A 12,780-nucleotide genomic window follows, 5' to 3' on the forward strand; every position below is an offset into this window, starting at 1 on the left:
GCTCTGAGAAAAATCGGTTTACCCAATTAAATTTTGATTATGGCAGTATTTTTTAGTATAACAGTACTTAACAGGCAAATTAATGATAATTTATTCCTTATGTGATGATTTATATTGTTTTTTACGGTTTAATAATATTGCGTTATGTGAGTCTGTTGTATTAACGCTGGCATTTCTGTGTGGAGGCTATCGTGACGTGTGGTGTTTTTTTGCCAGATAGCGCAACGGTAGGCTCCCGCCAGGGACGGGATAAGGCAACTATCCTGTCGATCAAAACCTTGGATCCTTCAGGCCCACTCAACGGTGCCAGGTAAATACTGCGAGCGTGGTCGGCTGTGTATGAAAAAGGCGCTCCTGGCACCTGGAACCAAAAATACTTATCTGCAACCAGTTGGTCGCCCCCAATCGTATCAAAACAACTCATCGGCGGTGCAGCTCCGAGATTGGCGACCTTCTCATTTTTCATCGTGTCGCCCACACGAATGGCGGCATAGAGCCACCATTTTCCGGATTTGGGTAATTTGTCAAACTTCAACTGCGTATTCCAGCCCGGTTTGCTTCGATCAAGAGCGATCGCTGCCCCGTCAGAGGCGAGGGGATCGGCTACGATCGCGCTTTTCGCGCCGGCGAAGCGTTGGAATGAGATATCCTGTATGTCTTTCCAGTCGACTCCATCTGCGGCGATATCCGGCTTTTGGGGCGCTCGCCTCTCGATGGTCAGAAGGGAGGCCAGAGTTTCGATCTTGTCACCTTGAATATATTCCTTCACGCCGGCTTGCGAGATCGCTTTCGAAAACCGGTGAGAGCGTTGATCCTTGCTCATGTTCACGTCGAAGCCGATCTGGTCTCGCAAGGCCGAATATTCATTCCGGCGCAACAGGATCACGTAGTCCACCGGTATGCGGGCCGTCTGCACCCGTGCTTCATAGCGAGTTCCCCGGACAGACGCCTCGGCTTTGTCGAACAGCCCGTCAGCCCGCTTGACAAATTCCGCATCAAACATACGCATGTCGACCGTTGTCTTTTCTGCCAAAACATCATCGGTGCGGTTGATCTTGTCATGGTAGAAACGGATGTATTCGAGGATGGCTGGGGCCGCAGGACCGTAATACGTCTCGCAGAATTCGCGCACCAACGCCTCGATATCCTGTTCCGGTTCCCACAGCAGGCGAGCAATCATCCATGCCCTGAGGCTGGAAAATTCAGCGCCCGGTGTGTCGAAGCTACCTTCCCCCATGTATCCTCCGACATGTTTCAGTGAGGCGAGCCACTGAATCGATCTGCCGATCGGAAAGATGTTCGGAGTAGGCTGAATGAAGCCGGCAAAATTTGTGATGTGATCCCAAATGAGAACATTGCGGGCAATCTTATTCCAGCCGGCAATATCCTCGCCCAGGGTAGCGTTAGCGGGGCCGTTGAGTGCGTCGCGATAATTGACGTGGATCGTCATCGGATAGACGAGGATGTGATCCGGTACGGTCATGCCTTCCGGCGGTGTGAAACTCCAGTGATAGGCGTTGAAGGCGAGGCGAGCGCCGGGTAGTTCGGTGCGGACACGTTGGGCGACGTCGATCATCATATCCAGCCGGGGCGCCGAAGCGTGCCCGCCATGGCGATTGGCGAACGCCCTGCTCTCGGCATCCATATCCCAACCCCAATCCATATCGTGAATGGCGAACCAGATACTCCGGTAGTCTGGTAACAGGCGTAGTCGCCCGATAACCACGCGGGCCATCTCCGCGCGCATCTCCTCGTTCATCATTGCCAGTTGGCCACCGGCGTACCACTCCGGATGACTTGGCTTGTAGACCGCGGGCGGTAACAATTGATAGAAATTGGCGATGATGCCCTTGCTTGCCCAGTCTCTATTCCAGCTATCGAGCGCTGGCGGTGACGGTTGAGAAGAAGGCCCGTGAGATTCGCCGCTCATCAGGTTGCGCTGACGCCATGCCTTGTCCTGAGCCTCAACGCTGAGCACCTCGCGAAAGTCAAAACGCGGAACTTGTCGCTCCTGTTGAGGTGGCAGTGTTATGTTCGGCGTCAGCGGAAGGTGTGTCACGTCGGGCGCCAACCACCGAATTCCGAGCTTACGATCAAGGAACCAGTTGACACCATACATGGTTCCGCGCGGTGTACGTCCGGCAATCAGGATGTGGGGGCCAAACGAGCGTATAATGAAGCCATCGTCCCCTAGTTCTTCAAAATCGGCCTCGGTGAATGCCTTGCGCGCGAATGCGTTAAGACGGCCGACAACGAGCAGCGGCTGCTGTGCGACAGCCTCATCCACAGATAGCTGTGTGGGACCCACAGCACCTGCCACCTTCGCGGAAAAAACCGAGAGATCGGCGGCAGCCTGAAGAGTCATCACGTCTTCATCGCGGCCGACATGCACACGCATCTTCATATCCCCCGCTATCGCCAGCCGATGGCGCCCATCCGGCGGAGCGGGACGAGCAAGCTGGTTTTTCAAGAGTTCGGCATTGGATGCCGGATCCGCAGGTGATGGAAGCCATTCGTCTGCAAGCATCTGGCGGGCGGCCTGGGCGGCGGAGGTTGCTGGCTCTTCCGTCTCCACAACGGAAATGCCGGTGAACGCTGCTGTACCTGGAGTGCACGGAGCTTTTCGAAGATAAAGAATCATCTGATCAGCTTTGGGCGGTACGGTAAAAGTGATGGCATGCGACTGCCATTTGGCCGCGCCGCCACCCGTAACGAGGGCTGCTTTCTCAGTTCGTAAAACTGGAGCTGCGGTGCAATGTCCGATCTTGCGGCCGTCTACCGTGACGCGCGAAGGCCCTTGCCATTCATCGGCGACGCCTAGGCCACGAAAGCTCATCTGTACATAAATCGTGCCAGGTTGCGTAGCCTCGCCAAGGACCTCTATCGAGAGGCGATAGTTGCGGTTGCCCGACACGCCGATTTTCTCTTGTACTACCATACCGGATGGCACGGCGATGGATTCGCGTCCACTCACTTTGCGGGCACGTATACCTGCACCTTGCGACCACCATGGGGGGATATTGCCTGCGAAGGAGCCGTTTTTCACGAGTTCGTGCTGTTGGGCAAAAGCGGAAACGGGAAGAAAATAGAACGCCGCGAAAAGGCGAGCAACAAGTAGTCGAATAAGCCCTTTCATTGTTATTCCTTGAATTATATTTAAATAAATTTGAAATGTATTTCACATCGAGCGATAGGCATGAGTAATATTTCGCTTCTCGCTCTTTATGCTCGTACTTATGCTTGCAAGTACGATTTTTGATCAAAAATAGAATTTGTTTTCGCTTAACACACAACTAAAGGAAGGTAGCATCGTCTCGATTTTAATCCATCGAAAACGTAATCGCGAGGGTAAACTCATACCGTGAGTTCCGGTCGGTGGGGAAGCTCCTCCCGAGGCGACATTGTTGGAACGTTTGCAGATGGGGTCCGTCGTCGTCCATACCGTTCTGTTTCCGGGGGATGCAGACACAAGGTGACAATGGGTGCGAGAAATATGGCGTAGGTCATCGCGAAGCCGGGAATCTGCAGTGAAAAATCGAGTGTCGAATGCAGTGCGACAAGCAGCAGCCCGGCAAGGCCGAGATGGGAGGCGTAGCGATAGGTTTTGCGTTTGCGCGCCCCGTGAATAAAAATGGCCACTTGAGCGAGTACAAAAAAAGCCGCGTAAAATGGGAATGCGATACCGAGCGTCAGCAAGCCCTCGGCATAGACATTATGTGCGTGGGTGACGACGGCGTTCACTCCGCATTGCGCCGCATGATAGGAAGCATATGTTTCCGCAAAGCTTGCGAGACCTGATCCCCACGGCCAATTGTCGGTGATGGCGCGCATGATGCCCGGCATGTAGCAGAAGCGCAGGTCGTCCTCCAATCGCGTTTCCATGCGAAGTGCCACCCGATTAGCGAAAAGCGAGAACAGGCCAACGGCAATGATAAGCATGATCGCCGCCAGCCGTTTCGATCCGCCCGGTTTGTCGCGTAAGGGAGCCGCATTGCGCCCGGTTCTGGGTGGGGAATTGAATACGGTGAGAAGGATGAGGAAAAGCAGCGCCGCAAAACTCGACATAATCCCCGCGCGCGATCCGGTCAGCATCAATGCGATGAAGCAAAAGGCGGTGAGCATACCAACGAAGGCGGCGCTGCGGATGAGGCGCTTCTGTTTATCCGGCACGGTCAGGCGATTTGCCACCAGAGCCCTGACCATTTTCCAGTTCGGCGCCAGGAGCCTTTTATGCAGCAGCACGAGGAGTGTGAGCAGGATGAGACCGAAAAAGGTCGCGGCGGTATTGCGATTGACGAACAGGCCGGTCAGGCTGTCAAGATAAAAGCGTTTCTGAATGAGGCCAAGCGTTTCGGGAAAAAATTGGAATTGTAAGATCGACCATAATGCGAGCCAGCCGCCACCGATTGCGAGCCATCGCAGCGCTCTTCCGGCGCGCTCGCCGGTATCGAAAATCACGAGGCCGGTTATGAAGGTGCCGAAGGGCAGGGCGGCGCTAAGTAAGCCGAGCCGATCGTCTGCCGGTGTGAGGGAGGTCGTGGCGGCGGGTACCGTCTGTGTGAACATTGCGGCGACGGACCAGGCGGGATTGGGGGTGGCGATGCCCGGCAAAGACAATGACTGAAGCCGCATCTGGACGATAAGTGCTCCCAGCAAGATGCACGCTGCTGCGAGCGCCTTACCGGCACCGGCCCGGGGCGGCCCCAACACAAGGATGGCGGGCACCAGCAAAAGATAAATTCCAAGCGTGATGACGATGCGGCTTTCGATCTCGGTCGCACCGCGATTGAGAAGCGCGAACAGGAAAATCGCCCAGAACGCGACTGTAGCAGCCACTCTGAAGTAATCTTGAAGCGCGATTGGTCGCGATGGACGGGAAGGCAATGGTTCTGATCGGGTTTCGATAGGCGGCATGGGTTTTAGCTTTGCGGAGGCGTTTGTTTTGGCGATGTCAGCAGCGTAGGGGCGGGGCCTTGGCCGCGCCGCCGTTTTTTCTTCGGGGGAGCGGCATTGGTTGTTTTATGCTCCCCCCAGCGGCTTCTGCGGGCAGACATTACGTAAGGTCCTGCGCAGGACTTCTCCCCCCTTGCCGCAGACGATTGCTGTGTCCGCGTCACGGGCAGCTTCTGCCTGAGGTAACGTGTCTTTTGGAAATTGCTGCCACATCACGAAGCGTCCGCGTATCAGGTTGGCGTCGGCCGGACCGTAATGTTGGGAAAAATTCATCAACACGGCGATTTCCATGGGCGAGGCGTTCCGCAGCGAACGAACCATCGCAAGACGCAGCCATATGTCGCCGTTGGCAGGAATACAAAAGAGCGCGTGACGAATATAGGTCTCGGCAAAGCCAAGACGCTTTGCTCCGGCCTCGAGGGCCTGATCCTTGCCGTTTGCATCGAGGTCGGCGAGAACGAGCCGCAGCCCGGCCTTGATGATATCCGAGCGGCAGATTTTTTCTTCGACGACGGGCCGAAGTCTTTCGACGGTCTTTGTCAGGAGATTGGGTGCCAGACCGTTTTTTGCGTCGGCGATCTTCGCCATCGCAACAATGTCGGAAAAACGCCGTGTTGCGGAAAAAGCCTCTGCTGCGACGGATAAAACAAACAGGGAAATGATGAGAACCGGCACAACCGTAGCGATTTTACGCAGGGCTCTCACACGGTCCTGTCTAGTCATGGTAATATCGCGTGTAGCGTGAATGGTAATATTCGCTCGAGCCGTAAGCTCGGTAAAGTTTCAGTTTTTCCGTATCGACCTTGTTGAGGATGACGCCGAGGCACTTCTTGCGAATATGAACTTCGTTTTCGATCGTGTTGCGTACCGCCTTGCGAGCGGTTTTGCCCCATTCGGTAACGAAGACAAAACCGTCGATCCGTCCAGCCATGGCGCGGGCGTCGACTACCGGTCCGAGTGGCGGCAGGTCTACGATAATATAGTCGAAAGCGCCGCTCGCCTCGGCCAGCAATTTATGCATCTGTGCCGACGTCAATAACTCGGAGGAATGCGGTACGCGCTGCTTGACGACCGTGGGCAGGAAAACCAGCCGTGTCTTTTCGTCGTGCAACAGCACATCCTGCATATTTCGGCCTTCCAGCAGCACTTCAAGCAGGCCCTCTCCGGCGTGACGCGCCAAAGCGCGCGTGGCACCCGGATTGCGAATATCGGCATCAAGCAGCAATACTCTTGCTCCCTGTCCTGCAAGAAGCTGCGCCAGATTGATGGAGATCGTCGATTTTCCTTCACCCGGCAAGGCGGACACGACACCCACCACCCGCGCGCCGCTTTTTGCGGGAATGCCGAGATCTATGGCAAGCCGGGTACTGCGCAGTGTTTCGGCGAAGGAGGATAGCGGGTGGTCGACGGCGTAGCGGCCGATGCTGGAGGGGCGTGTCGCGGTGGGGTCGCCCTCTTTTCCCTTCGGCAAGATGTCTGTGGCCGGCTTGTTCTGGATGAGGGGGGTGTTACCCAGAAATTCCAATCCGAGAACATCACGAACCTGCTCCCCGGTGCGGAAGAACCGGTCGCGGAATTCGCGGAACGCGGCGATGCCGCCACCGGCGACGGCTCCCAGGAACATGAACAGCGCCAAAACCAGCGGTTTGTTTGGTTTGCTCGGAGTTTCAGGCGGCATTGCCTTGGAAATCACGCGCGCTTCAGTCACGGGGAAGGACTGTTGCTGCATCGCCTCCTGGTAACGCTGCAGAAAGGTTTGATACATGTTCTTATAGGTCTCGGCTTCGCGCTGCAATTCGCGAAGCTGAACCTGCGTCTGGCTGGCCGAATTGGTGACGTCGGTGGCTTTGGCGACACTCTCCCGAAGCGATTTTTCCCTCGCCTCCGCGACCTCCAGATCGCTTTTGTAACTTTGCGCGATCCGTCGGACTTCCTGGAACATTAGCCGGCGGTATTCCTGCATTTCGTTGCGCAGACGCACAGCCTGAACATGGTTGCTGCCGAGACGGCTGGTGATTCCAGCTTCGAGCTTCGAGGACTCGAGATATTTCTTGCGCAGATCATTTGCGACCGAACTGTCGAGAATATCCGTTACGACCGCATCGACATCGTCGGTAACGAGAATATATTCGATACGTTGCACCCGTGCTTGCGCCCGGGCTGTTTCCGACTGCGCCAAAATCAGTGCGCTGTTGGACTCGGCGAGTTGCTGATCGGAGAGCAGACCGTTATTGCCGGTCGAGATCAAATTGTGTTCGGTGCGAAATTTCTGCACGGCAAAATCGGTATCGAGCGCCCTCTGGCGCAACTCGGCTATACGGTCGGACAGCCAGTCGCTCGCGCGTTTCGTTGCCTCATATTTCGAGTTCAGCTTGTCCACCAGATAGGCTGATGCAACGGCGTTGACGACTTGGGCGGCGAGAGTGGGCGATGTCGAGTTGTAGGTCAGTTCCAGCGCGTAAGTGCGACCGATGCGCGTCACGGAGAGGTTCTCCAGCAGCCGGTCCGACAATGCCCTTTTAAGGGTCTTGTCATCAATGACCGCCTCTTTCTCCGGTGAAAACCATTGCGAAACATTGACGATTGAACGGACGGTGTCGAATATCGAGCTTAAAAGCGACGCGCGCTTTGCGCCGAATTCCTGATTTTCCACCAGATTGAGACTGTCAACGACGGCAAGCCCGATGGTTTCCGATTGCAGAACCTCGACCTGGCTGAGAATGGAGGCCTCGTCCTCTACGACGCCGCCAATCGCTGAAAGCTGCTCAACGATCTGGCTGTTGTTGCGGTCGATCAGCAGGGTTGCCGTAGCTGAATAGATCGGAACTGCCGTCACGGTATAGGTTAGCCCGATCGCACCAGCGACCGCGATAGCTGCAAGGACAATGCGCCACTGCCGGCGGATCGTCGCAAGAGCGGTTTCGATATCGATGAGGTCGCCCGTAAACGCGCTTTTATCGTAATCGGCCGCCGTCAAGGGATCATGCCTTTGCAACAACTGTCAGCCTCGCTCATTTTGGTGGATGCGGCACCCGCCGACTTTCGGTTGCGCCGTAGGGCAGGTGCCTGACATCCTTGCAGGGTGGGCCCGCAAACTCACACTCAAACCGGACTTGTGCTGGTTGGGGTGCTGGTGCTGCCGGTTGAAACCGCTACGGATGGCGAAACGCCCTGGGTGCCGGTTGAGGATGTCCCGCTACCGCTACCGCCACCTCCAACTGGCGCTGCGCCGCCACCGGCCTGTACCGTGCCGCCAGGCCCGCCCGTAGTGGCTGAGCCGCCTATGCTGTTGCCGCTGACAGGCGTGGAACCGGCACCACCGATCGGCGATGCCGCCGCGGCTGCAGGTGCGGCCGGACCGGCCGCCGTTCCCTCGATGTTTTCGCTAAAGGCGATGAGAAGATCGGAGGGTACGCCGGTACCCTTCGTCTGCAACTGGATGGCGGCCGCGAGTATGCTGTCGCCCCTCTGCATCGCTGTAGAATAGGCCAGTGCCAGGCCTTCGCCGACAACTTCCGAAAAGTCCTTGTTGGCAACCTTCTGCGCGAGTGCGACGATCATGGATAGCTGGCTTGAATCGCTTAGTACCAGAGCGGAAACCTGTTCGGAGAACTGCGCTGCGCTTGTGGAAACGGCGATGATGGGAAATCCGCTCGTCACTCTTCCGGTCATGTCTGCCGCTGCCGCATCCGTATTTGACGCAAGGACGATTAGGTCCTTGATCGTTGTTTGCGTCGGAGACTGTTTGAACAGCTCTGCTGCGGCAAGCGAAACCGTTTCAGGATTGGCGGCATTGACACGGGCAAGAAACGCTGCTGCCGTTTCGTCGGCAGCCTTGACGGGCGAACCGGGTGTGACGCTCTGAGCCGGGGTTATTTGCTGCGGTGCAACTGGCGGAGCCGGTTCGACTCCTTGAGCGTTGGCGATTCCTGAAAAAAGGCACAGGCTTGTAGTCAACATGACACTAGAAAGAGTCGAGCCATAAGGAAGGCGGGACATGACAAGTCTCCAAAATTTTAAAATACGAATTTTAAATATGTGCAATGTCGAACTAAGTTTATTCAACATCTTAAAGTGTACCTTTAAATCGCACAGTCAAAACAAACGATCAAGTGTTAAAATTGCCTCGTGAGCGGAACTTCTCGGTATTCTTAACGGCAGGTCGCGAGGATTTTTCGCCTTGAGACCAGGGCACAGCAAATTTGTGCCGGAATGCTATCAGCCGGGCGCGAAGTTACACGTTTACCGCAGGTTAGGCCGTCTATTATGCAAGTATCATAATTTCTGAATCTATAATTCTCAAAACCGTTAGTCTGCCCGTCGTAAAAGCGCCGGTGTCGATGCCGATGCGTTGCGGACCGCTTTCGGGTGCCGCTACCGGCGTATGGCCGTGGATGACGAGGAGGTCGAGGCCGGCTCCTTGTGAAAGGAAGGGTTCCCTGATCCACAGCATGTCTTCATCGGTCTGTGCCTCAAGCGGCAACCCCGGTCTGAAGCCGGCATGTACGAAAATGTAAGGCCCGATGCGGGCGTAGATTGGCAGGTTGGATAACAGTTGACGGTGCGTCTGTGGGATAGCGCCGATCAGTGCGTCCTTCAACGGCTGAAGCCGCAGGCGCCCCTTATGGAGGAAATAATCTATATCGACCCCGTAAGACAAAAGCGTCTGGCGGCCGCCGAAATCCAGCCAGTGCATGTTGTCTTGCGGATTTTCGAGAAAATCGCCGAATAGCTGCTCGTGATTGCCACAAAGTGCGACACGACGCAGGGGCGCCGGCGGCGGTTGCAACAGATGCTCGAGAACGCCGCAGGAATCACGTCCGCGATCGACATAGTCGCCCAAGAGAATAACCAGAGCGGGAGACGGATTGCTCGCCATATCCGCAAGGATTTTCTGCTCCGCCTGCAAAAGCAGATCGAGGCTGCCGTGCACGTCGCCAATGGCGTAGATCGGAAAAGATGGCGATTTTTCGCCAAGGTCTATTCTGCGCCGCCTCCGGTCGTCGCGGATGACTGGTTGTTTACGACCGCGAATCCAGTTGAGCATTTTGGGCATAGTTGCCGATACTGTCTCTCCCGCACAAGGTCAAGGGCGTTGAAAGCGAAGGCCGCGTCGCCCGTTGAGGCAGGGTTGAGACAACGCTTGCGGCATCCGTTAAAGCCCTGTCGGATAACATGTCCACGAAGGGTGATGGCGAAAACCGCAATCGATTTTCGCAAAGCACGATGGGTCGGTTGAAGAGGAACAGAACGTCCTCTTTGATGTTCAAAGGATACGGTCCTGTGGACCTAGAGTTTCAGCCAGACACGCGGATTTTCGTGCGACTGGATCTTGATCCATTTCAGATCGACCGCTTTCCACGGCTTGACGACATTGGTGCGGTTGTCCAGCACGAGGTCACCCTGGCTCGTGCTGACGACCAGAACGGCGTGGCCTATGCCCGTTGAAGTGCGTGCCGTGGCGATGCGCAGCGCGCCCGAGGGCCAGCCGGCGCGCAGAAGGCGTTGCCGCTTGGTCACCGCATAGTCGTCACAGTCGCCCTTTGCCGGGCTCAGCTTCCACTCGTCTTCGCCGGTCGATTCGCTGACATAGCTTATCGACGTGTTGATCTCAGCGTTGATGCGCTGGAGTTCCGCGCGCGTCTGTTTCGTCAGCTCGATGGTGTCGCGATCGCCAATTCGGACGCATTGGTCGGCGGCGCTGTCGCAAAATTTCGCAAAGGCAATGGGTGCGATGGTGGGGCGGCTTGTCGTCATGAACAAGCCGGGGCGCGATGCCGCAGGGTTCTGCGCAAGGCCAGCAAGCGGAGCAGCCGATGTCGTCGTCGCGATGCTTGCCACCACACTGACGGCAACTGCCAAAGTCTTTGCCAGACGGATTTGTCTCTTCGTCATGTCTTTGCCCTCGCACGGTTGTCTTCTCTTGTGTAGGGAACATACGGACCCTTTGTTGCGGGCCGTTTAAGTCGATAGATTGCTTTTTAACGAAAGCTAATTTTATCGCGGCACCATAATGCCGTGCTTGCACTCACCTGCAGCGGGTTCGGCCCTCGGCGTCGATGATGCAGGTCTGTTGCGGGAGAGGGCGTTGGAGCTCGCGCCGGGTATCGGGTGAGGCGCGGCGGCTTGCGGGCGGCCGGTCGTAATTGCGTTGGACTTCGAAATTGCGCCCGCCGATCGTTCCTTGCGCGCCGCCACGGCCATCCGGCGTGACTTCGAAATTCTGATATTGCTGGGCAGGGGCGGAGGCGGCAACACTCATCATGATGGCAAAAGCGCCGGCTGCCAGGCCGCCCCGCAAAGTCGCCTCCTGATGCCTGCGCAACACCATGGCCGTTTCGCCTTCTTCTTTTTCAATCATTCGTCGCGATGATCATATCACCGATATCGCATCGAGCGTCAGAATGATTTCCACGCCCGGCGGCGGACGAATCAACGCGATGCCGCTGTTACGCATCAACGGAGCGGTCACCCCGCCGCCTGATGGTTCAGAACGCAAAAAAGACGTTTTTTACGCCGAAAAATTAAGCTCTTCTCCGCTGCATTTATAGGCTTCACAATCCTGTAACAACGGACCTAATATACAAGTGCAGATGCCGAATCGCTCAGGAGAAGCCCTTGACGATTGCAGTTTCACCACAGGCCCTGCCCGCGCTCGTCCTGAACGCAGACTACAGGCCGCTGAGTTATTATCCCTTGTCGTTATGGTCCTGGCAGGACGCGATCAAGGCCGTTTTTCTTGACCGTGTGAACATCATTGCAGAATATGATCACGCGGTGTCGTCACCCAGCTTTTCCATGCGGCTGCCGAGCGTCGTCAGCCTCAAGACTTACGTGCAGCCCACCCGCAATCCCGCCTTCACCCGCTTCAACGTTTTCCTTCGGGACAAGTTCGAATGCCAGTATTGCAGCTCGCGGGACGACCTGACCTTCGATCATGTGATTCCCCGCGCGCATGGCGGCGAAACCACGTGGCACAATGTCGTGGCGGCGTGCTCTCCCTGCAATCTGAGAAAAGGTAGCAAGCTTCCCAAGCAGGCGGGCATGTTCCCGGCGCAGAAGCCCTTCCAGCCGACGGTTCAGGATTTGCACAATAACGGGCGGCTGTTCCCGCCCAATTACCTGCACGAAAGCTGGATGGATTATCTCTACTGGGATACCGAGCTGCAGCCCTGATCTTTTAAGGACTGCACGCGGCTTTCCGCTTACCGGTTTTTACGGCTTGCGCCGAAAAAGGCGACGGCTGCAAGCGCGATGCTTGCGATGACGTTCCAGCCCGCGAAGGAAAGGCCGAGCACCCGAAGTGCAGCGTCGTTGCAGGAAGGGGCCTTGATGGCGTTCAGATTGCCCAACAGATCACCGGCATTGGTGGTGATGGACGGCGCGCCGGTGGCGCAGGTGATCGGCCCTGCCCAAAAACCCCACTCAACACCGGAGTGATAGACGCCGAGCCCGGCGCCGATCAGCATCGCCACGCCGATGAGGGCGAGAAGCAGCCGCGTGATCTGAACCGGCAGCTTGAAGATGCTGGTCGCAATGGCCAAAATGCCCAGCGGAATGGCGTAATAATAGGGATCGCGCTGCAAGAGGCACAATGCGCAGGGCGTATAACCGCCAATATGCTGGAAACCGAGGGCAGAACCGACGGTGAAGATCATTCCCGCCGTTACGCCAAGAGCGGCGAGTGTGCGGCTATTGTCGGCGGTCGTTGCAGTGGCCATGATGTTTTCCCCAAACTTCGCGAAGAAGCAGATATCCCGGACGGGCTTTCAAAAAGGCGGGCGTGATGGCGAAATTAAGTCGCCAGTCTCAACGGTGTGTCACAGG

The 12,780-nt window shown here is 56.4% G+C and carries 10 protein-coding genes and 1 pseudogene; 2 read left to right on the forward strand and 9 right to left on the reverse strand.

The genetic code is table 11. From position 1 onward, the window contains the following. Positions 1–160: 160 nt before the first annotated feature. The 8 genes and pseudogenes from RS75_RS03485 to RS75_RS03520 form a co-directional block, all read right to left on the reverse strand. Positions 161–3,136, reverse strand: coding sequence for a DUF4838 domain-containing protein (locus RS75_RS03485; RefSeq protein ID WP_052679651.1), 2,976 nt, complete (start codon positions 3,134–3,136; stop codon positions 161–163). Positions 3,137–3,354: 218 nt separating this feature from the next. Continuing rightward, complete coding sequence (locus tag RS75_RS03490) at positions 3,355–4,914, reverse strand: O-antigen ligase family protein (protein ID WP_045017443.1); 1,560 nt, start codon at positions 4,912–4,914, stop codon at positions 3,355–3,357. A 37-nt stretch (positions 4,915–4,951) separates the two neighbouring features. After that, positions 4,952–5,676: pseudogene (locus RS75_RS03495) on the reverse strand (hypothetical protein). Beyond that, the gene (locus RS75_RS03500; protein WP_045017446.1) at positions 5,669–7,930 is read right to left on the reverse strand and encodes a polysaccharide biosynthesis tyrosine autokinase; all 2,262 of its coding nucleotides are present in this window, start codon (positions 7,928–7,930) and stop codon (positions 5,669–5,671) included. The pseudogene RS75_RS03495 and the gene RS75_RS03500 overlap by 8 nt, the downstream one beginning before the upstream one ends. Positions 7,931–8,055: 125 nt before the next feature. Beyond that, on the reverse strand, positions 8,056–8,952 hold the full coding sequence (locus tag RS75_RS03505) for a hypothetical protein (RefSeq protein ID WP_045017447.1): 897 nt from the start codon (positions 8,950–8,952) through the stop codon (positions 8,056–8,058). A gap of 265 nt (positions 8,953–9,217) precedes the next feature. Further along, the gene (locus RS75_RS03510; RefSeq protein ID WP_045017448.1) at positions 9,218–10,009 is read right to left on the reverse strand and encodes a metallophosphoesterase family protein; all 792 of its coding nucleotides are present in this window, start codon (positions 10,007–10,009) and stop codon (positions 9,218–9,220) included. A 233-nt stretch (positions 10,010–10,242) separates the two neighbouring features. After that, entirely contained in the window at positions 10,243–10,848 is a 606-nt protein-coding gene (locus tag RS75_RS03515) for a transglutaminase-like cysteine peptidase (protein WP_045017449.1), read from the reverse strand. A 133-nt stretch (positions 10,849–10,981) separates the two neighbouring features. After that, complete coding sequence (locus RS75_RS03520) at positions 10,982–11,284, reverse strand: hypothetical protein (RefSeq protein ID WP_045017450.1); 303 nt, start codon at positions 11,282–11,284, stop codon at positions 10,982–10,984. Between RS75_RS03520 and RS75_RS03525 the strand changes: the two genes are divergently transcribed. Both RS75_RS03525 and RS75_RS03530 read left to right on the forward strand, forming a co-directional pair. Then, positions 11,283–11,504: a hypothetical protein gene (locus tag RS75_RS03525; RefSeq protein WP_045017451.1), complete on the forward strand. Its 222-nt coding sequence runs from the start codon at positions 11,283–11,285 to the stop codon at positions 11,502–11,504. The two genes, RS75_RS03520 and RS75_RS03525, sit on opposite strands and share 2 nt — an antisense overlap. A gap of 67 nt (positions 11,505–11,571) precedes the next feature. Next, complete coding sequence (locus RS75_RS03530; RefSeq protein WP_045017452.1) at positions 11,572–12,129, forward strand: HNH endonuclease; 558 nt, start codon at positions 11,572–11,574, stop codon at positions 12,127–12,129. 29 nt (positions 12,130–12,158) lie between these two features. Here RS75_RS03530 and RS75_RS03535 read toward each other — a convergent pair whose 3' ends face one another. Continuing rightward, positions 12,159–12,674: a disulfide bond formation protein B gene (locus RS75_RS03535; RefSeq protein WP_045017453.1), complete on the reverse strand. Its 516-nt coding sequence runs from the start codon at positions 12,672–12,674 to the stop codon at positions 12,159–12,161. Between the last annotated feature and the right edge of the window lie 106 nt (positions 12,675–12,780).

The organism is Rhizobium nepotum 39/7 (genome assembly GCF_000949865.1).
In the GTDB taxonomy this organism is placed as follows: Bacteria; Pseudomonadota; Alphaproteobacteria; order Rhizobiales; family Rhizobiaceae; genus Agrobacterium; species Agrobacterium nepotum.